This window comes from Aquabacterium sp., from assembly GCF_016195855.1.
Classification (GTDB): domain Bacteria; phylum Pseudomonadota; class Gammaproteobacteria; order Burkholderiales; family Burkholderiaceae_C; genus Aquabacterium.
Map to the genome: position 1 here is coordinate 1 of NZ_JACPYU010000007.1, position 22068 is coordinate 22068.

The window sequence follows — 22068 nt, forward strand, 5'->3', positions numbered from 1 at the left end:
CCCACCTCGTCACGAGCACCGAGGGCAGTCCTGCCTGCGGCAGGACCGTCAACATGAAGCCTGGCCAGATGCCGGCTCAGCCCCCACCTCGCGCCCCCCCGACAAAGCGCCCCCCCAGGCAAGAACCCCAACACCACCGAACCTCGCACCTTTTGGGCTACCCTAACGCCTTCTTGCAGCCCGTCTGCAACATCGCGCCCTCAAGCCCATGTCCACCCCCGCCACCAGCACACCACCACCGCTGAAGTTCGCTGCCAACCTGTCGTGGCTCTACACCGACCTGCCCTTCCTGGACCGGTTCGAGGCCGCCGCGCGTGATGGCTTCAAAGGCGTGGAATGCCTCTTCCCCCACGAACACCCGCAAGCCGAAGTGGCTGCGCGCCTGCGCGACAACGGGCTGGACTTGGTACTGTTCAACGCTGCCCCCGGCAACTGGGCCCAAGGCGAGCGCGGCCTGGCCAGCCTCGACGGCCGCGAACCCGAGTTCCAGGCCAGCATCCTGTCGGCACTGGATCTGGCCGGCGAGCTGAACTGCCCCCGTGTGCACGTGATGGCGGGCCTGTGCGAGGCGCCACAGCGTGATGCCGCCTGGGCCCGCTATGCCCAGCGCCTGCAATGGGCCGCACACCAGGCCCAGTCCCACGGCCGCACGCTGATGATCGAGCCCATCAACCCTCGTGACATGCCCGGCTACCTGCTGACCCACCAGGCGCAGGCCCACAAGCTGGTGCGCGACATCGGCTCGCCACATCTGCAAGTGCAGATGGACCTCTACCACTGCCAGATCGTGGAGGGCGACGTCAGCATGAAGCTGCGCCAATACCTGCCCACCGGCCGCGTGGGCCACCTTCAGATCGCCGCCGTACCCGATCGCGGCGAGCCCGATCAGGGCGAGCTGCACTACCCCTGGGTCTTCGACGAGCTGCGCCGCCTGAACTGGTCAGGCTGGATCGGCTGCGAATACCGACCACGCGCCGGCACCACCGCCGGCCTGGGCTGGTTGCAAGCCCAAAGCCTTTGACGCCCCCCACCAACCACCCAGCCATCGAGCGAGACCCCAGCCATGAGTGCCTCCACCGCCTTCCCCGCCACCGTCCGCACCCGTGACGGGCTGGACCTGGTCACCCAACACTGGCCCCTGGCCGCCGGCCAGCTCAGCCACGGCGTGGCCATCCTCGTGCATGGCCTGGGCGAGCATTGCCTGCGCTATGCGCACGTGGCGGCTTACCTCAACGAACACGGCTGGGCGGCTGTGGGCTATGACCACCGCGGCCACGGGCGCTCGCCCGGCAAGCGCGGCGGCCTCGCCCACGGCGACGACTTCCTGCACGACCTGGCCAAGGTGGTAGATACCACGCGCGCGGCCTACCCTGGCCAGCGCCTGATCATCGTCGGGCACAGCCTGGGTGGCGCCATCGCGGGCCGCTTCGTGTCTGCCCTGGCCCAACCCACCGAAGCCGCCCCCTGGTCGCGCCCGGTGGATGGCCTGGTGCTGTCCTCCCCCGCGCTGGACGTGCCCATCAGCGCCGTGCAGCGCGGCCTGCTGGCCACCATCGGCAAGCTCACGCCCGATGTGCCCGTGGGCAACGGCCTCAAGCCCGAGTGGGTGTGCAACAACCCGGCCACGGTCAAGGCTTACATGGCCGACCCGCTGGTGCACGATCGCATCACCGGCCGCCTGACCATGTTCATCCTGGCGGCCGGCGAGAACGTGCGCCAGCGCGCGCCGAAGTGGACCGTCCCCACCCTGATCATGTGGGGCGGGCAGGACCGCTGTGTCAAACCCGAAGGCTCGGTCGCCTTTGCCACTTCGGCACCGAAGGCCCTGGTCAGCAGCCAGCCCTTCCACACGCTCTCGCACGAAATCTTCAATGAAGTCGAGCAGGCCGAGGTGCTCCAGGTGATGGGCGATTGGCTGGGCCGCGTTTTTGGAGGATGATCGCAGTCTTTGCTGTTTTCCGTTAGACCGACATCATGGCGCTCAAAGCCACCATCTTCAAAGCCCAGTTGCAGCTGGCCGACATGGACCGCAACGTCTATGCCGATCCGTCCATGACCATCGCACGGCACCCTTCTGAAGCCGACGAACGCATGATGATCCGCGTGCTGGCCATGGCCCTGAACTGGCCGGCCGACACCAAGGAAGGCACGCTGGAGCTGGCCAAGGACATGTGGGAGCCCGACGAGCCCGCAATGTGGCACAAGAACTTCTCTGACGAGATCCTGCATTGGATCGAAGTGGGCCAGCCCGATGACAAGCGCATCATGAAAGCCTGTGGCCGCGCCCGCAAGGTCAGCGTCTATGCCTTCCAGAGCAGCACGCCGGTCTGGTGGGACAACATCGCCAACAAGCTCACGCGCCCGCAGAACCTGACCGTCTGGCAAATCCCCACCGAGCAGAGCCAGGCTCTGGCGGCCCTGTCCAAGCGCACCATGCAGTTGCAGTTCACGGTGCAGGATGGCACCGCCTGGATCAACGATGGCGAGCAGACCATCGAGATCACCCCCATCAAGCTGATGGGGCCTCAGTAACCTCCTTGGCAGCCTCCTCGGATGCGGCGGCGGCCGTGGCCCCGGCGGCGAACGCCTCGTCACGCAGCGCCCGGCGCAAGACCTTGCCGATGGCCGTCTTGGGCAGGTCCTGCGTGAACACCACCACACGCTGGCGCTTGTAGCCGGTGAGCACCTGCGCGCAGTACTCGCGCACGGCCTGCTCGGTCAGCCCGGGCCTGTCGGGCACGATGAAGAGCTTGACGGCCTCGCCCGAGTGTTCATCGGGGATGCCGATGGCCGCGCACTCGCGCACACCGGGCATCAGCGAGACCATGTCCTCGATCTCGTTGGGGTACACATTGAAGCCCGAGACCTTGATCATGTCCTTCTTGCGGTCGATGAGCTTGATGTAGCCGCGCTCGTCCATCACGCAGATGTCGCCCGTGCGCATGAAGCCATCGGCGGTCATGACCAGGGCGGTTTCATCTGGCCGCTGCCAGTAGCCCGCCATGACCTGCGGCCCGCGTACAGCCAGCTCGCCGGCCGCACCCAGCGGCAACTCGCGCCCAGCTTCGTCCAGGATGACCACGTCGGTGGAAGGCAAAGGCAGGCCGATGGTGCCCGTGAAAGCCGGCTGCTGCCCCGGGTTGCAGGTGACACCGGCCGTGGTCTCGGACAGGCCATAACCCTCGCAGATGATCAGCCCGGTGCGGTCACGCCAGAGCTTGGCCGTGGCCTGCTGCACCGCCATGCCCCCCCCCACCGACTGGCGCATCGCGCTCCAGTCCACGGTGTCGAAATCAGGGTGGCGTGCCATGGCCGCAAACAGCGTGTTCACGGCCGGGAAGCTGTGAAAGCGCTGGCGCGACAGCTCCTTGAACATCGCGGGGATGTCACGCGGGTTGGGGATCAGGATGTTGCACGCGCCCAGGCGCAGGCCCAGCATCAGGTTCACTGAAAAACCGAAGATGTGATAGAGCGGCAAGGCGGCCACGAAGGTGAACTGCTCTTGCTGCGACACCTGCTTGAAGAGGGTGTCGTTCCAGGCCTCGGACAAGAGCATGGCCGCGATGACATTGCGGTGCAGCAGCATGGCACCCTTGCTCACGCCGGTGGTGCCGCCGGTGTACTGCAGCACGGCCACATCGTCGGGGCCCGGGGAGGCGGGCCGGAAGGTTTGCCCGTGGCCCAGGCGCAAAGCCTTGTTGAAGGGCACGGCCCCCGGCACGTCAAAAGGCGGCACCAGCTTGCGCACATGGCGCACCACCTGGTTGACCAAGGTGCCCTTGATGGCCCCCAGCATGTCGCCCAGGGCCGTGGTCACGATGTGTCGCACGGGGGTGGCCGGCAGCACCTCCTGCAGGGTGTGCGCGAAGTTCTCCAGGATGACGATGGCCTTGCTGCCCGAATCCTTGAGCTGGTGCGCCAACTCGCGCGGGGTGTACAGCGGGTTGACGTTGACCACCACAAAGCCCGCCCGCAGGATGGCCGCCACCGCCACGGGGTACTGCGGCACATTGGGCAGCATCACGGCCACGCGGTCGCCCTGCTGCAGCCCCAGCCCTTGCAGGTAAGCCGCCAGGTAGCGCGAGGCCACGGCGATGTCCGCAAAGGTCCAGGCCCGCCCCATGAAGCGGTAGGCCGGCAAGCTGGCATGCCGTGTCAAACCCTCGTCGAGCAACTCGACCAGGGAGCGGTAGGCCGAGGTGTCGATCGTGTGAGGGACGCCCGGCGGATACTGCTTCAGCCAGATCTTTTCCATAACCTGTTGATGTGTATAGGTTTTCAGGAAATCAAGCACGACCTTTACAACATCACCAACACACTGTGCGGCGCGGCCGGGCAGACAGGTTCTGGCTACATCCTGACACTGATCCGAATGGCCCTCTACCGGGGTTCCCTGGGGATGGGATCTCCATGAGAACAAAAGGTCACGGCCAGGGTTTGGCCCCTCTGGCCAGGCGAATCCGGACAAGCTGTGTGGCCCGCCATCACAAAGCGTCATTTCTGCCCTCATTTCTCATCACCGGGCAAAGACCCTTTCCATGAAGATGATTTGACTGGGTGGCCACACGCCGCCCAGGAGCCGCCCGGAGATCCAGCACCTCTCAGGCGGAGATGCGATCCCCTTGGCACCAGCAGTCTTCTCACCAACGGGTTCTCAAGATGTTCAATTGGTTCAGACAATTCAGCGTCGCATCACGGTTGCGGGCCATGGCCCTGCTGGCCGTGGTCGGTGTGATCGGCGTGGCCTGCGCGCTGATGTGGTCCAGCTACCAGCAGCAACTCGCCGACAAGCAGACGTCCGTGAGGCAGGCGGTCGAGGTCGCCTACTCGACGCTGCAGTGGGTTCATGCACGCCAGGAAGCGGGCGAGCTCAACGAGCTGCAGGCGCAGAAGGTGGCGCTGGCCGCCCTGGACAAGCTGCGCTACGGCGGCAACGAGTACTTCTGGGTCAACGACATGAGCCCCCGCATGGTGCACCACCCCATCAAGCCACAGCTGGATGGGCAGGATGTCGGCAACATGAAGGACCCCAACGGCGTCTACCTGTTCAAGGCCTTTGTCGACACCGTGCGCACGCAGGGGCAAGGCTTCGTGACCTACCAGTGGCCCAAGCCGGGCATGGAAGCGCCGCAGGACAAGGTGTCTTATGTCAAGGGCTTTGCCCCTTGGGGATGGGTGCTGGGCTCGGGCCTGTACCTCGATGATGTGCAGGCAGCCTTTCGGGCGCAGGCCTTCACCGCCATCGGCCTGGTGCTGGTCACGGCGCTGTTCTTGTGGGGGCTGATCGAGATCACGGCACGCGACCTGAGCGCCGGCGTGCAAGTGGCGGTCAGGCGGGCCGAGGCCATTGCAGCAGGTGACCTGGCCACAGGGCAATCGCCCCACATCCTGACCCGTGGGCGTGACGAGATCGCCCGCCTGCTCAAGGCCATGCAGCACATGTGCGAAGGCCTGGGCCACACGGTGGGCGAGGTGCGCCACAGCGTGGACAACGTGGCCATGGCCAGCCAGCAGATCGCCGCCGGCAACATGGACCTGAGTGTGCGCACCGAACAGGCATCGGCCAGGCTGCAGTACACGGCCTCGTCGATGGAGCAGTTCTCCAGCACGGTGCAGCACAACGCGCAGTCGTCCACCTCGGCGCAAGAGATGGCCGCCGAGGCGTCCAGCCAGGCTCAGCGCGGTGGCGAGGTGGTCTCGCAGGTTGTGCACACCATGGAGGCCATCCATGCCAGCGCACGCAAGATCGCCGACATCATTGGCGTGATCGATGGCATCGCGTTCCAGACCAATATCCTGGCCTTGAATGCGGCCGTGGAAGCCGCCCGCGCCGGTGAGCAAGGCCGCGGCTTTGCCGTGGTGGCCGGTGAGGTGCGCACGCTGGCACAACGCAGCGCCCAGGCCGCGCGCGAGATCAAAACCTTGATCCAGGCCTCAACCGAGCAGGTTGAGTCCGGTGCCAGCCTCGTGCACGACGCAGGTCAGACCATGCAGTCCATCGTGGCCTCGGTCGAGAAGGTGGCCTCGTTGATCCACGAGATCGCGCACGCCACCACCGAGCAGACGCAGGGCGTGGGCACCATCCACACGGCGGTGTCCGAGCTCGACCAGATGACGCAGCAAAACGCCGCGCTGGTGGAAGAGTCGGCCGCTGCGGCTGGCAGCCTGAAGGACCAGGCCGATGCCTTGTCCCTGGTGGTCAGCCGCTTCAGGGTGGCCGGCGCGTTCTGAGCCCGGACCGGCCTTACAACACGGCCGCCAGGGCCTCGGCCACGCGGTCCACGTTGTTGTTATTGAGGCCCGCCACGCACATGCGGCCCGAGCGCAGCACGTACACACCATGCTGCTCGCGCAGGATGTCGGCCTGCGTGGCGCTCAAGCCCGTGTAGCTGAACATGCCGCGCTGCTTGATGAAGTAGCTGAAGTCACGGCCGGGCACACGCTGCACCAGGCCGTCATACAGGCGCTGGCGCATCAGCTGGATGCGGCTGCGCATGGCGCCCAGCTCATCGGCCCACAACTTGTGCAGCGCAGGCGTCTGCAGCACGCGCGCCACGATCTGGCCACCATGGGTGGGCGGGCTGGAGTAGTTGCGGCGCACCGCCGACATCAGCTGGCCAAACACCCGGCCCGCCTGGTCCTTGTCGGGGCAGACCACGCTCAGGCCGCCCACGCGCTCGCCATACAGCGAGAAGCTCTTGGAAAACGAGTTGGCCACGAAGAAGGGCACCCCGGCATCAGCCAGGGCGCGGATGGCATGGGCGTCTTCGTCGATGCCGTCGCCAAAGCCCTGGTAGGCGATGTCCAGATAGGGCAACAACTGGCGGTCACGCAGCACGGGGATCAGCTCGGCCCATTGCGCCACGCTCAGGTCCACCCCGGTGGGGTTGTGGCAGCAGGCATGCAGCAGCACGATGCTGTGCTGGGGCAAGGCCTTGATCGTGTCCAGCATGGCGTCAAACTGCAGGCCGCCCGTGGCCGCGTCGTAATACGGGTAGGTGTTGACGACAAAACCCGCGCCTTCGAACATCGCGCGGTGGTTGTCCCAGGTAGGGTCGCTCACCCACACCTGCGAGTCGGGGAAGTAGCGCTTGAGGAAGTCACCGCCCACCTTCAGGCCGCCCGAGCCACCCAGGGTCTGCAAGGTGGCGATGCGGCCACTCTTGACCGCTTCGTGATCGGCACCAAACAGCAGGTGCTGCACGGCTTCGCGGTAGTTGGCCGCGCCGGCCATGGGCTGGTAAGGCTTGGGGCCGATGCTGGCCAGCATGGCGGACTCGGCCTCGCGCACGGTGGCCATCACGGGCAGACGGCCTTCTTCGTCGAAATAAATGCCGATGCTCAGGTTGATCTTGCCCTGACGCGGGTCTTTCTGGAAATCCTCATTGAGCGTGAGGATGGGGTCGCCTGGGTAGGCATCAACGTGCTGAAACATGGGTTGCCTTGTGGGGAATGCAGATAAACGCAGATGGACGGACCGCATTATCGCCAAGGCCCGGACTCGTCCGGATTCCTGAATGACGAAAAAGCGCCCAAACGCCCTTGTTCATGGCAGATCGCGACCGGGCGGTTCGCGGCATCGTGTGTATTGCCGCTGGCCTGCGCCTGGAGCCTTCTCATGCACACACCTTTCCGCTCGTTCTGCCCTTCCCAACCTTCTTTCTCTCTGACCCAACGTGCAGTTTGGCGTGGTCTGGCAACCGCATCCCTTGCGGCCGTTTCACTGCTGAGCGCCTGTGGCGGCGGTGGGGGCGGCGGCGGGGGCAATGAAGCCGCAGGGAGCGCCAACGCGGGCTCGGCCGCGACCTCGCCCTGGCCCTTCCCCATTGGCATGTCCGTGGGCTCGCCCGCCGTGCTCGCCAGCAGCAGTGCGGTGGTCAGTGGCGCCATGGGCGTGGACAACCTGGGCCTGCATACCACCATGACCACGCAGCAAGCCGTGGTTGCCAGCCAGGCGGACGCCGTGGCCACGGGCCGCCTGAGCCTGTCGGGCGCTGCGCTGGTCAACGTGCCCGCCTTGTTCGACACCGCGGCGCGCAGCCATGCGGCCTGTTATGGCCAGAGCGTGGCCTACCTCAACCATGACAACGCCAGCGGCGCCAACGGCACGCTGCCACTGGGTGAGGTCGCCATCTGGCGTGATACCGACCCCAGCACCAGCCAGGCCTGCGCCGCCGCCGAACTGGCCGCCCAGACCCAGGGCCTGAGTGCCCAGGCCCACCAGGCCACCCTGCTCATGGCCGCCCTGCGCCAGGCTGTGGCTGCTGACACCAACGTGCCATTGCCCGCCACGGGCAGCACGGTGGACCTGAGCAGCAAGGCCAGCACGCTGTTGACGCCGCTGCTGAGCGGCGCCACCGTGCAGGCCGCCAGCGTGGCCCTGAACACCGATGGCAGCGAATACACCTACCGCCTGCTCTTGCAACGCGGCAGCGGCGCCGGCGCCCAGGCGCTGGAGATCACGGTGCTGCACACCCCGGCTGACACCGATGCGCACTATGCGGGCGTGCTGCGCCTGGCCTTGTCTTACCTGAGCACGGACGCCAGCATCGGCTGCATCGACCACATGGACAGCAGCGCGCGCTACAAAGTCGCCCGCCTGATCTCGCTGGGCTACAACCGCCAGGACCAATGGCTGAGCCTGCGCCTGCGCGCCGGGCAGTACTGCGGCAATGGCAGCAGCAACACCGATCAGTTTGAAGAACTGGCCGCCACGGCCATGTCGGGCGAGCTGGACCCTGCCGTGTTCCTGGCCAGCAACCTGCGCGGCAGCACGCTGGGCTGGCGCCAGGGCTTCATGCGCATGGCCAACGACATCGTTGTGTCCTCCCAGACCAGCGACTTTGCTTATGCCTGGCAGGATCTGCCTTTGGGTGGCATCAGCCGCGCACGCCTGTTTGCCGGTCATGGCACGCTGGACACCGGCACGCAAGCGCGCACCTTGGCCCTGTTCCATGGCTACACCGACGACATCAGCAACACGGATGGCACCCTGCGCGGCATGGTCTGCAACTGGAGCGGCCCAGGCGCCACCAAGACGGTGCAGAACGCCTACCAGTACCAGCAGCTCACGTTGGGCAGCAGCGCCACGGACTGGGCACTGGGCACCTCGCGCGTGCATTACGCGCCCACCAACAGTTGCAGCGCCAGCAGCACCATGCGCTTTGATGCCAATGGGGATGGCAGCCTGGGTGGCACCGAGGGTCAGAGCTTCAACTCCGATCTGGCCCTGCCTTCGGGCAGCAACGATGCGCATGACGAGCTGATTCAACAAGGCTATCTGTCGCCTGTGTTGTTGATGTGAGGCGCGGCAGTCTGAGCGCGGCTGACTGAGCGCTTCGGCATGAGCGCGGGGCGCGGCCGAGGTGGCATGCGTCCGGGCTTCATGTTGACGGTCCTGCCTGCGGCAGGACTGCCCTGTGCTGCTCGCGGCAAGGTGGCGCTGGCGAACTTCCTGCGCGCCCTGACGGCCGCTCCGGTCGAACAACGCCAGCGAGTCAGATGACGAAGCGCGCTGCGCGCGCCCACCTTGCCCCTGCGCTGCGCGGCGTCCCCAAGGCGCCCCGCCGCATACCCCCTCAGCCTTTGATCGCCCCGCTTGAGCACCGCCACGGCTGTTGGCGCCGCGAAGGGTGACGCAACGGCAGGAACAGTCACGGCAACGGCAACGGCAACGGCAACGGCAACGGCAACCATGTTGTTGCATCGCCGCCAGAATCGCCCCATCCGCCAGGACAACAACCTGCGCACGCCACGAGCGAGGTGGATAAGGGCTGAGCCGGCATCTGGCCGGGCGCCTTGGTGACGCCGAGACGCGCAGTGGCGAGGTGGGCACGCGCAGCGTGCTTCGTCAACTGACTGGCCCGATTTGTTTGAGCGCGGCGGCGCAGCCGCGTAGCGAGTTGAAGGGCCCCACCTCGTCACGAGCACCGAGGGCAGTCCTGCCTGCGGCAGGACCGTCAACATGAAGCCTGGCCAGATGCCGGCTCAGCCCCCACCTCGCGCTCCCCCGACAAAGCGCACCTCAACCAAACACCCCTTTTCAAGCCCCCCACCAAAGAAGCCCCCAAGCTGTGGAATAGTGCAGGTCATCACGACCACCCATGCCCTGGAGCCCCAAGATGAAAACCAAAGCCGCAGTCGCCTGGAAAGCCGGCGCCCCTTTGACCATTGAAGAACTCGACCTGCAAGGCCCGCGCGAAGGCGAAGTGCTCGTCGAGATCAAGGCCACCGGCATCTGCCACACCGACTACTACACCCTCTCCGGTGCCGACCCCGAAGGCCTCTTCCCCGCCATCCTCGGCCACGAAGGCGCTGGCGTGGTGGTGGACGTGGGCCCGGGCGTCAAGTCCCTGCGCAAGAACGACCACGTCATCCCGCTCTACACGCCCGAATGCCGCGAGTGCAAGTTCTGCCTGAGCCGCAAGACCAACCTCTGCCAGAAGATCCGCGCCACACAGGGCAAAGGCCTGATGCCCGACGGCACCTCGCGCTTCTCGCTCAATGGCGAACCGATCCTGCACTACATGGGCACCTCCACCTTCAGCAACTACATCGTGGTGCCCGAGATCGCCCTGGCCAAGGTGCGTGAAGACGCCCCCTTCGAGACCATCTGCTACATCGGCTGCGGCGTGACCACCGGCGTGGGTGCCGTGCTGTTCACCGCCAAGGTCGAAGCCGGCGCCAATGTGGTCGTCTTCGGCCTGGGGGGCATCGGCCTGAACGTCATCCAGGGTGCCAAGATGGTGGGCGCCGACAAGATCATCGGCGTGGACCTGAACCCCGCACGCGAGGCCATGGGCCGCCAGTTCGGCATGACCCACTTCCTCAACCCCAAGGACATCGAAGCCGCGGGCGGCAACATCGTCGATGCCATCGTGCAGTTGACCGATGGCGGCGCCGACTACAGCTTCGAGTGCATCGGCAACACCAAGGTGATGCGCCAGGCGCTGGAGTGCACGCACAAGGGCTGGGGCCGCTCCATCATCATCGGCGTGGCCGAAGCCGGTGCCGAGATCGCCACACGCCCCTTCCAGCTGGTGACCGGCCGCAAGTGGGAGGGCTCGGCCTTCGGTGGCGCACGCGGCCGCACCGACGTGCCAAAAATCGTGGACTGGTACATGGACGGCAAGCTCAACATCGACAGCCTGATCACGCACAAGCTGCGCCTGGACCAGATCAACGAAGGCTTTGACCTGATGAAGCGCGGCGAGTCCATCCGCTCTGTCGTGATCTATTGACCATGAGCACGCTGGAACTGCTCAGCGCACACGGCTGCTTTGGCGGCGTGCAGCGCTTTTACCGCCACGCCTCGGCCGCCATCGGCCTGCCCATGCAGTTTGGTGTGTACCTGCCGCCGCAGGCGCTGGAGCCGGGTGCCAAGGTGCCCGTGCTGTTCTACCTCGCGGGCCTGACCTGCACGGAAGAAACCTTCGCCATCAAGGCCGGTGCGCAAGCCCATGCAGCCCGCCTGGGCCTGGCCATCGTCACGCCCGACACCAGCCCACGCGGCGCGGAGATCGATGGCGAAGCCGATGACTGGGACTTCGGCGTGGGCGCCGGCTTCTACCTGAACGCCACCGAGGCCCCATGGGACGCTAATTGGCAGATGGAGCGCTACATCACGCAGGAGTTGCACGCCCTGGTAGAGCACCACTTACCTGTGGACATGGACCGCGTCGGCATCTTCGGCCACTCGATGGGCGGCCACGGTGCGCTGACCCTGGCGCTGCGCAACCCCGGCCTGTACCGCTCGGTATCGGCCTTCGCCCCGATTGCCGCCCCCTCACAGTGCCCTTGGGGGCAGAAGGCTTTCACCGGATACCTGGGCCCGGATCGGGGGCCTTGGGCCGCACACGACGCCTGCGCGCTGATGGGCGAGTACCCCATGCCACCCTACCCGGATGGCATCCTGATCGACCAGGGCCTGGCCGACAAATTCCTGCCCACGCAGCTGCACCCCGAGCAATTTGAAGCCGCCTGTGCCCGAATCGGCCAGCCGCTCACCCTGCGTCGACATGAAGGCTATGACCACGGCTATTACTTCATCCAGAGCTTCGTGGCAGACCACCTGGCCCACCACGCCCAAGCCCTGGCACAAGCCTGATCAACGCAGCTTGAAAACCGAGACCGCCTGCACCAGTTGCTGAGCCTGCAGCTTCAGGCTCTCGGCGGCGGCGGCGCTTTCTTCCACCAGCGCGGCGTTCTGCTGCGTGGCCTGGTCCATCTGGCTCACCGCCTCGCTGACCTGGGACACGCCCGAGCTCTGCTCCGTGCTGGCGCTGCTGATCTCACCGACGATGTCATTGACACGGCGGATCGCGGTCACCACCTCCTGCATGGTGGCGCCGGCCTGGTCCACCAATGAGGAGCCACGCTCCACGCGCTCCACGCTGGCATTGATCAAGGACTTGATCTCCTTGGCCGCCTCGGCGGAGCGTTGCGCCAGGTTGCGCACCTCGCCGGCCACCACCGCAAAGCCACGGCCCTGCTCACCGGCGCGGGCCGCTTCCACGGCGGCATTGAGCGCCAGGATATTGGTCTGGAAGGCGATGCCATCGATCACGGTGATGATGTCGGAGATCTTGCGCGAGCTCTCGTTGATGTCCTTCATGGTCTCGACCACCTGGCTCACCACCTCGCCACCTTGCACGGCCACGGTCGAGGCCCCATTGGCCAGTTGATTGGCCTGGCGGGCGCTTTCGGCGTTCTGGCTGACGGTCGAACCCAACTGCTCCATGGAGGCCGCCGTCTGCTGCAGTGCCGAAGCCTGCTCTTCCGTGCGCTGGCTCAGATCCTGGTTGCCCTGGGCGATCTGCGAGCTGGCCGTGGCCACGCTCTCGGCCCCCATGCGCACCCCGCTGACCATCTGCGACAGGTTGTCCTTCATGTCGGACAGCGATCGCATCAGGTTCCCGATTTCGTCACGACCAGCCACATTCAGTCGGGCCGTCAAATCACCATCGGCAATGCGCCGAGCCACCTCGGCCGCCTCATTCACGGGCCGCGTCACCATGCGCGTGATCCACAGCGCCAGGCACGACGCCAGCGCAACGGCGCCAACCAGAAAGGCCATCACCAGGGCACGTGACTGCGCATAGGTCGACTGAGCGTCCTTGTAGGCGCCATCCGACCCCTTGTTGTTGTAGTCAATGTCTTCATTCAAGGTCGCACGTGCAGCCCGAAAAGCCTCTCTGGAACTGGTCTTGTAAGCCTTGCGCGCTTCGATCACACCTGCGTCCCCCTCTCGCGAGAGCGCCACCACCTTGTCATTGGCGGCGTAATAGGCGCTCAACTGTTGCTTGAAGCGCTCCACCAGCTGGCGCTCCCCCGGCGTGGTGACGGTCGGCTCATACACCAGCATCAGATCCTCGACCTGCTTCTTGGCCTTGGCCATGCGCGCCTCTTCGCCTGCACGCTCTTGCTGACTGTCCAGCATCAGAACCAGGGACTCCGCACGCCGGAACTCGGCCAGCGCGTCGCGGATTTCTCCCAGCGACCTCACACCGACCATCCAATTGGTGGCGATCTCTTGCGTGTTGCCGTTGATACGTGACAGCTGCGTCACGGCAAAACCGCCGACCATCAGGTTCAACAGCACCACAAACGCAAAGGCCGCGCCCAGCTTCTTGCCAAGCTTGATGTCAGACAGGTTCATGGCTCGCATTCCTCGTTTTCGGGCGCCGGACAAGCGCGATGCACAACGTCGTGCAGAGGGAAGACATACCCCGCCTCCCCGCATGGTATTTCGGAAGCGGTCAAACGGACTTTAGATGGCAAATGATCCCGCCTGCAAATAAATCACCTTGCGCCATGAAAACGGGCAAGCAGCCTTGCCACCACACCCCGCCCCCTAGAAGCACAGTCGCAGCTCGACATCCATTTCACCCTGCGGTAGAACAGCCAAAAGCACCAACCCAAGAGGATGCAATGTTGCCCAGATGGCTATGGATAGGCCTGCTGGCTGGCCTGTGGCTGGTGTCGGCCCAGGCCCAGACCTGCGCACAAAAGGCCACGCTGACCGCCAGCACCGATGTCTACAAGGAGTTGCCGCGCTACGTGACCGGCCTGGGCTGGCAAGGCGCGCGGAGCGACCGCCTGCCCGCCGACAGCGTGGTGTGGATTTGCCAAGACCGTGCCGTGGACTTCGGCTTTTCCAGCAAGACCTGGTCGCAGGTCGGCTACCGGGCCCCGCGCAACACCGACCCCTGGCGTTTTGGCTGGGTCCTCAAGGAGCAGTGGCGCCCCGCCCCGCGCACCCCGGCGCGCCAATCGATGGGCGATACGGGCTTGCAGCTGGCCGGCTACACGGCCAAAGCCACCACCAAGCCACCGTCAGCATCGCCACCAGAAGCGCTGCCAGCGACACCCACCGACACCCCGCCCGACACCCCACCTGAGGTGCCCCCCACCGCGCCCCCCACTGACAACGCAGACACCCCCCCCAACCTGCCCGCGGTCAAATCCGGCACGGGGACGACCCTGGACACCCCACCCGAGAGCGCCAGTCTGAGCGAGCAGATCGTGCTGTACGGCCCCCTGTTCCTGGCCATGCTGCTGGGCATGCTGGCCAAGGCCCTGTTCGACCTGCTGGACGACGCCAAACCCTCCTGGCGCGAACACCTGCGCCACGGCGCCATGGCCATCGTGATCTCGCCCATCGTGTTCCTGGGCTTCATCACGGCGGGCCAATTCAACAGCACTTCTCAAACCTTCCTCGTGCTGGCCTTGTTTGCCTTCCAGAACGGCTTTTTCTGGCAGACCGTGCTCAAGCGCAACCCGCCCTCCCCTGACAAGCCCGCCTGAAGCGCCCCGAAGCGGCCGCTCGAAACGGCCGCGCTTTGCCACTTCTTTACACAGCGGCCTGAACCGGCAACCAAGGGCGGCGGCGTATGCTCGCGCTTTCCTGCATCGCTCCTGGCTGACTCATTCATGATCAAGCATGTCATTCGCGGCGTGGCCCTGGTGGGCGCCTGCGTGCTGTCCTTTCTATTGTGGACGGCCTTTCACATCCCCAACACCCAGGACATCGCCATCGCCAATGCCCTGGCCGACGAGGTGATGGCCCAAGACGGGCAGTTCCACCCGCGCCCCGAGGTGAACAAGACCAGCCAGGGCAAGGTCCTGTACGCGCACCCCGGCCCTGGCGGCACGCCCACCTTCGTGATCTATGAGGTCACCGACCCGGCCGAGCGGGCGCGCATCGTGGCCGCCACGCGCCAGGCACTGGGCAAGGCCCACGCCACCAGCGCCACCCTGAAGTTCTACGAGCGCCAGAACGTGACGCACTTTGAAGGCGGCGGCATCCGCCGTGGCCCCGAGCACCTGCTGGAGACCGATGTGGTCACCGCAGGCTGACCAGGCTGGGCACGGTTCTACCTCAGCGCATCACATCAAGGCAAAGCGGCGGCGCAACCAGCGCGTGAGCACCGTGGTCACCAACAGGTAGCTCACCAGGATGGCTGCCAGCGCCGGCCAATAATGCCAAGGCAGGGCCACCAGGCCCAGTGAAGAAGCCAGCGACGAGTAGGGCAGATACACCCCGATCGCGCACACGGCCAGCGTCGTGCCCAGCAGGGCCTTGCTGGCGCGGCTTTGCACAAAGGGCAGGCGCCCGGTGCGGATGATGTGGATGATCAGCGTCTGCGACAGCAGCGACTCGACGAACCAGCCCGTGTGGAACAGCGCCGCCTGCTCGGGCGCCTGCGCCTTGAACACATAGAACATCAGCGCAAACGTGGCGTAGTCGAACACCGAGCTGATGGGCCCCACCAGCACCATGAAGCGGGCGATGTTGCCGATCTCCCAACGCCGCGGCTGCATCAGCTCTTCCCGGTCCACCTCGTCACTGGGGATGGCGGACTGCGAGATGTCGTACAGCAGGTTGTTGGTCAGCACCTGGATCGGCGCCATCGGCAAGAAGGGCAGCCAGGCACTGGCACCCAGCACGCTGAACATGTTGCCGAAGTTGGAGCTGGCCCCCATGCGGATGTACTTGAGCAGGTTGCCGAACACCTTGCGGCCCTCGATCACCCCGTCATTGAGCACCATCAGGCTCTTCTTGAGCAAGATGATGTCGGCCGACTCCTTGGCGATGTCCACCGCCGTGTCCACCGACACGCCCACATCGGCCGCCTTCAGTGCCGGTCCGTCGTTGATGCCATCCCCCAGGTAGCCCACCACATGCCCCCGCGCACGCAGCGCCCCGATCACGCGCGCCTTCTGAGCGGGTGACAACTTGGCGAACACCTGCGTGTGGGCAACGGCCTGCTGCAGCTGCGGGTCGCTCATGGCCTCGATCTCGGCGCCCAGCAAGAGTTGCTCGACAGGCAGCGCCACCTCTTTGCAGATCTTGCGTGTGACGATCTCGTTGTCACCCGTCAGGATCTTGACCGTCACCCCATGGCGGGACAAGGCCGACAAGGCCTCGCGCACGCCCTCCTTGGGCGGGTCCAGAAAGGCGATGAAGCCCAACAGCACCATGTCGCACTCGTCGGCCACGGTCACGGGAGGCTGACCTTCTGGCAGGGGCTTGTAGGCGATGGCGATCACGCGAAAGCCGTCTTCATTGAGCGCGCGGCTGGTGGCCTGCACACGCGCCAGGTGGCTGTCATCCAGCGCGAAGTGCACGCCGCCTGACTCCGCCAGCTTGCAGGACGCAAACACTTCTTCCACAGCCCCTTTGCAGATCAGCAGGCGCTTGCCCTGGCCCTCCACCACCACGGACATGCGCCGGCGCTGGAAGTCGAACGGGATCTCGTCGACCTTCTGGTACTGCCCTTTTTCATGCAGCTTCTCGTGCACCTCGGTGTACTTGAGCACCGCCTGGTCCAGCTGGCTGCGCAGCCCCGACTGGTAGTAGCTGTTGAGGTAGGCGAAGTCCAGCACCCAGTCACTGGGCTGGCCATCCAGGTCCACGTACTTTTCCAGGATGATGCGGTCCTGCGTGAGCGTGCCGGTCTTGTCGGTGCACAGCACGTCCATCGCGCCGAAGTTCTGGATGGCCTGCAGGCGCTTGACGATCACCTTCTTGCGCGACATGGTCAGCGCGCCCTTGGCCAGGTTCACCGTGACCAGCATGGGCAGCATCTCGGGCGTCAGCCCCACGGCCACGGCGGTGGCGAACAGCAAGGCCTCCAGCCAGTCGCCCTTGGTCAGGCCATTGATCAGGAAGACCAGCGGCACCATCACCAGCATGAAGCGCAGCATCAACCAGGTGAAGCGGTTCAAGCCCGTGTCGAAACTGCTGGGCCCGCGCTCGCCCGTCATGGCCTGGGCGATGCCGCCAAACACGGCACGCGGGCCGGTGTGCACCACCACGGCCGTGGCCGAGCCACTGGCCACATGCGTGCCCATGAAGCAGGCATTGCGCAAGGCCATGGGGTCCACACCGGGGGGCTCGACCAGGGCGTACTTCTCCACCGGCAGGGACTCGCCCGTGAGCTCGGATTCATTGACGAAGAAGTCGCGTGCCGTCAGCAGCAACACGTCGGCCGGCACCAGGTCACCGGCCGAGAGGTGCACCACGTCGCCCGGCACCAGTTGCGCAATGGGCAACTCCTGCAGGCTGCCGGACAGCGACCCATCCGTCTTGGTGTCACCCTTGGCGCCGGCCTGCTGACGCCTCAACACGGTGGCCGTCGTGTGCACCATGGCGCGCAAGGCGGCGGCGGCCCGGTCAGAGCGGCGCTCTTGCACAAAGCCCAGCGTGATGCTGAGCACCACCATCAAGAAAATGATGACGGCCGACTCGCTGTTGCCCGTCAGCAGCGATACCAGCGACAGGCCGAACAAGAGGAAGTTCAGCGGGTTGGCCACCCGGTGCAGCAATTGCACCAGCATGCTGCGTGTGCCCGGCGCAGCGGCCTGATTCAGCCCGAACTGGCCCAGGCGTTGCCTGGCCTGCGCCTGGCTCAAACCCTCCGCACAGGTGTCCAGGGCCAACAGCACCTGATCAACAGGCTGCGCGGCCAGCCCGCTCAAGCCAGGCACGGGTTCATCAGGTGACGCGGTGGCGTGGTTCATGGGGGCATCATCCCCCTTTCTCGTGCCAGGCCGGCGCACCAGAACTGCTAGGCTTGGGCCTTCGTCTTTTTCTACACAAGGGAGCCCCCATCTTGAATACGAAGTCCCTCATCGGCGCAGCCGGCCTGGCGCTGTCGCTGTCCATCCTGTCTGGCTGCGCGTCGGCCCCTTCAGCCAACAAGCAAAGCCTGAATGGCGCAGCCACCACGGGCAGCAGCGTGCCCAAGCTGAAAGTGGTGAGCAACTGTGCCTGCACCGTCCCTCAGGACATCCCTGGCCTGATCGGCGCGGGTTACAGCATCGCCGCGCACAACGCCGGCAAGCAGATCAACGGTGAAGACGAAGCCGTCTTCTCGATCACCAAGTTCTCCAAGCGCGACGGCGCAGCCCGCCTGCTGGCAGGCGCCTTCGCCGGCAAGGACGAAATCACCGGTGTCGTGAGCTACAAGGGCCGCACCTTCACGGTCAACGAGTACTACATGAACATCATCCAGACCATTGACGATGCGGCCAACAAGGTTGGCCTCTACGCCTTCAATGGGCTGAGCGGCACCCAGAACTGAGCGCGCAGCACCGATCGAGCCATAGCCGGCTCGATCAGCCCCAGTGGTCAGTTGATGGTCAGCTTCTTGCCGTTGGCCGCGGCCTTCTTGGGCAGCGTCAACTCCAGCACGCCATCCTTGAACGACGCGGTGGCCCGGCCTTCATCAATGTCGTGCGCCAGCTGGAAGGAGCGCGACACCTGGCCGTAGTAACGCTCGGAACGCAGCACACGCTCGCCGTCCTTGACTTCCTTTTCCTGCTTGACCTCGCTGCTGATCGACACCTGATTGCCCTCGATCTCGACGTGGATGTCTTCCTTCTTGGCGCCGGGCATCTCGGCGTGCACAAGGTAGGCGCCCTCCTGCTCTTTCACGTCCATCTTGATCTGCTGCGGCGGCATATTGGAGGGCAGGTCCATCGGCTTGACGAAGAAGCCGCGGAACAGTTCATCCATGGGGTTGTAACGGCTGATTTGGCTCATGACGATCTCCTGCAAGTGGGTTGGCATCGGGGCATGTTCATGCCGACAAGACCTACATAGGTGGCGCGCCTATTTTTTCAAGAGCACGCCCCACCCTGCCTTGACCTTGATCAAGGTCGATAAGCTGCGCGGCCTGGCCCACAATCCGAGGCATCGCCCACTGCCTAGATGCCCGATGCCCTTTGCCACCGCCCAGGACGGCACCCGCCTGTACTACGACACCCTGGGCAGCGGCCCGCCGCTGGTGCTGATCAGCGGGCAGGCTTTCGACCACCACATGTGGGACGGTGTGCGCGAGGACTTCGCCGCACACTGGCAGGTCATCGTGTACGACCAGCGCGGCACGGGCCAGAGCGACAAGCCCAGGCAGGCCGCATGGTCTACGCGCGGCTTCGCCCACGATGTCATCAGCATCCTCGATGCATTGGGCGTGGCCAGGGCCCATGTTTATGGCTTTTCCATGGGCGGGCGCATCGCGCAATGGCTGGGCATCGACCATGCAGCGCGCGTGGGGGCACTGGTCCTGGGCGCCACCACACCCGGCAACGCACACGGCGTGCCGCGCTCACCCGAGGCCGATGCCGTGCTGCTCAGCGGCAACCCGACGGCGATGATGGACTTGCTGGTGCCGCCCGACTGGCGCGCACAGCACCCCGAGTGGCTGGCCATGATGGCCCACCGCGCCCGCCACCCGATGCCGCCTCACGCTCAGCGCCTGCACTACCTGGCCAGCGAAGGCCACGACGCCTGGGCGGACCTGCCCGACATCCAGGCGCCCACACTGGTCATCCATGGGGACGCTGATGACATCAACCCCAGCGCCAACGGGGCCTTGCTCGCACGGCGGATACCGGGCGCACAGCTGCACCTGCTGCCCGGTGCCCGACACGGCTACTTCTGGCAGGCGCGGGCGGAGGCCAGCCAGGCTGCGATCGACTTCCTCAAAGCAGCAGAGGCCAGGCCCGTCGCTTGACTGGCCTGGCCTCCACGCATGGTTGGGCGTCGATCAGTACGGGCAGTTGGTCGCGCCGTTACAGCTGATGAACGACGACTCGACCCCCATCTGCTCCGGTGTGCGCCCGTAAACCGACACGATTTTCAGATCGCTCGCGGCGCTGGGGCGGTGACTGGAGAGGTTCAGCACCGTCGTGGTGGGGCCGCTGGCAGAAGGCATGATCTCCTGGCTGCTGGGCATCGCCGACTGGTTGCCTGCCAGGTAGAAGGACAGGTCCTTGGCGCCCACCTTGCGGTTCAAGGCAAAGGTGGTCGAGAACGAGGCCGATGCGCCGTCGTAGCTCACCAGGTTGCCCTTGGTGGCCGAATCCAGCTCGAACCAGGGGAAGCTGGGCAGATCGGCAAACTTCAGCGGCACACCGTCAATGCGCTTGTACACGGTGTCCAGCACGGTGGTGTAGTTCGTGTCCGCGTACAGCACGATCTTGACCTGGCGGCCACGCTTGAAGAAGTTGTCGACCAGCACATCGGCGGCGGCCGTGTCGTTGCTGTTGCCATCCAGTTGATACCAGGTGCTGCCACAGCTGGAGCCGGCGATGGTCAGGCGCTCGGTTTGCGCCGCAATGCAATTGCTGTCGCCTGCATTGAGTTGCGCCAGGGGTGTGGCCTCCCAGCCGGTCCCGGCCAGATCATGCTGGTAGACACGGGCCGAGCCAATGACAGGCACGCCCGACACATACGAGGTGCCGATGTCCAGCGAAATGGCGCGGGTGTAGACGGGGTCGATGTCAAGGCGGTCCACGCGCACGCGGCGCGAGATGGTGGCGTTGACATGGATCTCATAAGCAGAGTCCTGACCCAGCAGGCGCCAGGTGCTGCCACCTTGGCGCTGCACCACGGCCAGCTCGGCCCCGCTCATCACGCTGTCACCCTTGACGAGGTTGAAGGTCACGGTACACAGCTTGTCGCTGCCGCTGAAATCGCAGTCCTTGATCACCGGATCGGCGAACACCCCACCCAGGAAGCCCTGGTTATCAGCCAGTGTGCACAGGCCCGTGGGCACCGTGCTCTTGGTGAAGGCCGTGCCGTGATCGATGTTCAGCGAGAACGCGTCATCGAACAGGTTGGCCGTCATGAGGCCGGTGCAGGTCGAGATGTCCGCCGCGTTGATCGCGTGGCTCAAGGCGCTGAACACGGTCGAGATGCCCGACATGTTCACGCTGAGCTTGCTGGTGTCGCCACCCAGCGTGCCAGCAGGCGCCGAGCCCGGATCGATGTACACATTGCCGCCATCGAGCCGGCCTTCAATCTGCACGAAAGGTGCCGAGCCCCCCGATGAACCGGTGCTGATGCGCACGGCATCCAGCAGCTTGTCCATGCCGGTACGGTCCGCGGTGAACGCGGTCGTCGCGAAGTCCACGCTGGACGAACCCACGACCGTGCTGATGACCGGCTGCAGGGCCGTCAGCAGCTTCTGCTTTTGCGTCTCCAGGCTGTTCGAACTGGGTGCGGGGGCATCGCTGTCAAACAGCGCGGCCGCATCCTGTCCCAAAGCCAGCGACACGGTGGCGTTCGTGAGCGGCGTCACATTGGCGCGCCCTGCTTGCGTGACCACCGAGTAGTAACAAGCTTGTGTGCCTTCGACCAGGCCGCAAGCCTGCACACGGAAGGGCCCCGTCAGCCCGGACACGTCCAGCCCGCTGTAGGCGCCATCGCTGCCGACACTGGCCGTGCGCGTCACGCCATTGGCGTCTTTGAGTGTGACCGTGGCATTGACCATGGGTGCCCCCACGGCCACGGTGCCAGACATCGAGGTGGCACTGGCGCCCGCCCCCGAAGACCCACCGCCACCTCCGCCTCCGCAGGCACCCAGCATGGTCAGGGCCGCCAGGGCCGTCAGTTTCAGTGCACGAGGAACGAGCGAATGAGGGTGAGCGTGGGCCATGGCCTTGGAGCCTCCAGATGGGGACAATGGAAAACAGCGCTCGCAAGCGCCGCCATGTGCCTTATCGTCTGGAAACCGCAAGCCTGAACACGCAAACCATAGAAATCCGGTCAGATCAGGT

17 protein-coding genes are annotated in these 22068 nt (G+C 65.4%); 11 read left to right on the forward strand and 6 right to left on the reverse strand.

The annotated features are described in order from the left end of the window. The first annotated feature begins 208 nt into the window (after positions 1–208). Genes otnI through HY019_RS07240 form a run of 3 tightly spaced genes read left to right on the forward strand, consistent with a single transcriptional unit; the run spans position 209 to position 2532 of the window. Positions 209–1021, forward strand: a complete 813-nt coding sequence (gene otnI / locus HY019_RS07230; RefSeq protein ID WP_290689671.1) for a 2-oxo-tetronate isomerase — start codon at positions 209–211, stop codon at positions 1019–1021. 42 nt (positions 1022–1063) lie between these two features. Continuing rightward, positions 1064–1939 carry an alpha/beta hydrolase gene (locus HY019_RS07235; protein WP_290689676.1) on the forward strand — a complete coding sequence of 292 codons (876 nt, stop codon included), beginning with the start codon at positions 1064–1066 and terminating at the stop codon, positions 1937–1939. Positions 1940–1974: 35 nt separating this feature from the next. Further along, positions 1975–2532: a YaeQ family protein gene (locus HY019_RS07240; protein WP_290689677.1), complete on the forward strand. Its 558-nt coding sequence runs from the start codon at positions 1975–1977 to the stop codon at positions 2530–2532. Here HY019_RS07240 and HY019_RS07245 read toward each other — a convergent pair. After that, positions 2510–4255, reverse strand: a complete 1746-nt coding sequence (locus tag HY019_RS07245; RefSeq protein WP_290689678.1) for an AMP-binding protein — start codon at positions 4253–4255, stop codon at positions 2510–2512. The genes HY019_RS07240 and HY019_RS07245 overlap by 23 nt on opposite strands. A gap of 452 nt (positions 4256–4707) precedes the next feature. Here HY019_RS07245 and HY019_RS07250 point away from each other — a divergent pair, with 452 nt between their 5' ends. Beyond that, a complete protein-coding gene (locus HY019_RS07250) occupies positions 4708–6231 on the forward strand; it encodes a methyl-accepting chemotaxis protein (RefSeq protein ID WP_290689682.1) in 1524 nt (507 codons plus the stop codon). Between the two features lie 13 nt (positions 6232–6244). Here the strand turns inward: HY019_RS07250 and HY019_RS07255 are convergent, their stop codons facing one another. Continuing rightward, positions 6245–7435, reverse strand: coding sequence for an amino acid aminotransferase (locus tag HY019_RS07255; protein WP_290689685.1), 1191 nt, complete (start codon positions 7433–7435; stop codon positions 6245–6247). Positions 7436–7618: 183 nt separating this feature from the next. On the opposite strand from HY019_RS07255, the gene HY019_RS07260 reads away from it, so the two are divergent. From HY019_RS07260 to fghA, 3 genes are all read left to right on the forward strand, one after another. Further along, positions 7619–9304 (forward strand): hypothetical protein, encoded by a 1686-nt coding sequence (locus HY019_RS07260; RefSeq protein WP_290689687.1) that lies wholly within the window; start codon positions 7619–7621, stop codon positions 9302–9304. 817 nt (positions 9305–10121) lie between these two features. After that, positions 10122–11240: an S-(hydroxymethyl)glutathione dehydrogenase/class III alcohol dehydrogenase gene (locus HY019_RS07265; protein ID WP_290689689.1), complete on the forward strand. Its 1119-nt coding sequence runs from the start codon at positions 10122–10124 to the stop codon at positions 11238–11240. 2 nt (positions 11241–11242) lie between these two features. After that, the gene (gene fghA / locus HY019_RS07270) at positions 11243–12106 is read left to right on the forward strand and encodes an S-formylglutathione hydrolase (RefSeq protein ID WP_290689693.1); all 864 of its coding nucleotides are present in this window, start codon (positions 11243–11245) and stop codon (positions 12104–12106) included. Here the strand turns inward: fghA and HY019_RS07275 are convergent, their stop codons facing one another. Further along, positions 12107–13657, reverse strand: coding sequence for a methyl-accepting chemotaxis protein (locus tag HY019_RS07275; protein WP_290689695.1), 1551 nt, complete (start codon positions 13655–13657; stop codon positions 12107–12109). A gap of 272 nt (positions 13658–13929) precedes the next feature. On the opposite strand from HY019_RS07275, the gene HY019_RS07280 reads away from it, so the two are divergent. Beyond that, complete coding sequence (locus HY019_RS07280; protein ID WP_290689697.1) at positions 13930–14805, forward strand: hypothetical protein; 876 nt, start codon at positions 13930–13932, stop codon at positions 14803–14805. Between the two features lie 126 nt (positions 14806–14931). Further along, positions 14932–15357 (forward strand): hypothetical protein, encoded by a 426-nt coding sequence (locus HY019_RS07285; protein ID WP_290689700.1) that lies wholly within the window; start codon positions 14932–14934, stop codon positions 15355–15357. Between the two features lie 30 nt (positions 15358–15387). Here HY019_RS07285 and mgtA read toward each other — a convergent pair whose 3' ends face one another. Then, positions 15388–18024, reverse strand: coding sequence for a magnesium-translocating P-type ATPase (mgtA, locus tag HY019_RS07290; RefSeq protein ID WP_290689702.1), 2637 nt, complete (start codon positions 18022–18024; stop codon positions 15388–15390). A gap of 92 nt (positions 18025–18116) precedes the next feature. Between mgtA and HY019_RS07295 the strand changes: the two genes are divergently transcribed. Further along, on the forward strand, positions 18117–18587 hold the full coding sequence (locus tag HY019_RS07295) for a hypothetical protein (RefSeq protein ID WP_290689703.1): 471 nt from the start codon (positions 18117–18119) through the stop codon (positions 18585–18587). A gap of 47 nt (positions 18588–18634) precedes the next feature. On the opposite strand, the gene HY019_RS07300 is transcribed toward HY019_RS07295, so the two are convergent. Then, the gene (locus HY019_RS07300) at positions 18635–19048 is read right to left on the reverse strand and encodes an Hsp20/alpha crystallin family protein (protein ID WP_290689705.1); all 414 of its coding nucleotides are present in this window, start codon (positions 19046–19048) and stop codon (positions 18635–18637) included. A 175-nt stretch (positions 19049–19223) separates the two neighbouring features. Here HY019_RS07300 and HY019_RS07305 point away from each other — a divergent pair, with 175 nt between their 5' ends. Continuing rightward, the gene (locus HY019_RS07305) at positions 19224–20021 is read left to right on the forward strand and encodes an alpha/beta fold hydrolase (protein ID WP_290689707.1); all 798 of its coding nucleotides are present in this window, start codon (positions 19224–19226) and stop codon (positions 20019–20021) included. A 33-nt stretch (positions 20022–20054) separates the two neighbouring features. On the opposite strand, the gene HY019_RS07310 is transcribed toward HY019_RS07305, so the two are convergent. Beyond that, positions 20055–21947 carry a carboxypeptidase-like regulatory domain-containing protein gene (locus HY019_RS07310; RefSeq protein ID WP_290689709.1) on the reverse strand — a complete coding sequence of 631 codons (1893 nt, stop codon included), beginning with the start codon at positions 21945–21947 and terminating at the stop codon, positions 20055–20057. Positions 21948–22068 lie beyond the last annotated feature (121 nt).

Bases quoted from the DNA above. Each gene is read 5' to 3' on its own strand.
- HY019_RS07255 (WP_290689685.1), bottom strand. From the start codon at position 7,435: ATGTTTCAGCACGTTGATGCCTACCCAGGCGACCCCATCCTCACGCTC.
- HY019_RS07310 (WP_290689709.1), bottom strand. From the start codon at position 21,947: ATGGCCCACGCTCACCCTCATTCGCTCGTTCCTCGTGCACTGAAACTG.
- otnI (WP_290689671.1), top strand. From the start codon at position 209: ATGTCCACCCCCGCCACCAGCACACCACCACCGCTGAAGTTCGCTGCC.
- HY019_RS07305 (WP_290689707.1), top strand. From the start codon at position 19,224: ATGCCCTTTGCCACCGCCCAGGACGGCACCCGCCTGTACTACGACACC.
- fghA (WP_290689693.1), top strand. From the start codon at position 11,243: ATGAGCACGCTGGAACTGCTCAGCGCACACGGCTGCTTTGGCGGCGTG.
- HY019_RS07250 (WP_290689682.1), top strand. From the start codon at position 4,708: ATGGCCCTGCTGGCCGTGGTCGGTGTGATCGGCGTGGCCTGCGCGCTG.
- mgtA (WP_290689702.1), bottom strand. From the start codon at position 18,024: ATGAACCACGCCACCGCGTCACCTGATGAACCCGTGCCTGGCTTGAGC.
- HY019_RS07285 (WP_290689700.1), top strand. From the start codon at position 14,932: ATGATCAAGCATGTCATTCGCGGCGTGGCCCTGGTGGGCGCCTGCGTG.
- HY019_RS07260 (WP_290689687.1), top strand. From the start codon at position 7,619: ATGCACACACCTTTCCGCTCGTTCTGCCCTTCCCAACCTTCTTTCTCT.
- HY019_RS07280 (WP_290689697.1), top strand. From the start codon at position 13,930: ATGTTGCCCAGATGGCTATGGATAGGCCTGCTGGCTGGCCTGTGGCTG.
- HY019_RS07300 (WP_290689705.1), bottom strand. From the start codon at position 19,048: ATGAGCCAAATCAGCCGTTACAACCCCATGGATGAACTGTTCCGCGGC.
- HY019_RS07265 (WP_290689689.1), top strand. From the start codon at position 10,122: ATGAAAACCAAAGCCGCAGTCGCCTGGAAAGCCGGCGCCCCTTTGACC.
- HY019_RS07240 (WP_290689677.1), top strand. From the start codon at position 1,975: ATGGCGCTCAAAGCCACCATCTTCAAAGCCCAGTTGCAGCTGGCCGAC.
- HY019_RS07245 (WP_290689678.1), bottom strand. From the start codon at position 4,255: ATGGAAAAGATCTGGCTGAAGCAGTATCCGCCGGGCGTCCCTCACACG.
- HY019_RS07235 (WP_290689676.1), top strand. From the start codon at position 1,064: ATGAGTGCCTCCACCGCCTTCCCCGCCACCGTCCGCACCCGTGACGGG.
- HY019_RS07275 (WP_290689695.1), bottom strand. From the start codon at position 13,657: ATGAACCTGTCTGACATCAAGCTTGGCAAGAAGCTGGGCGCGGCCTTT.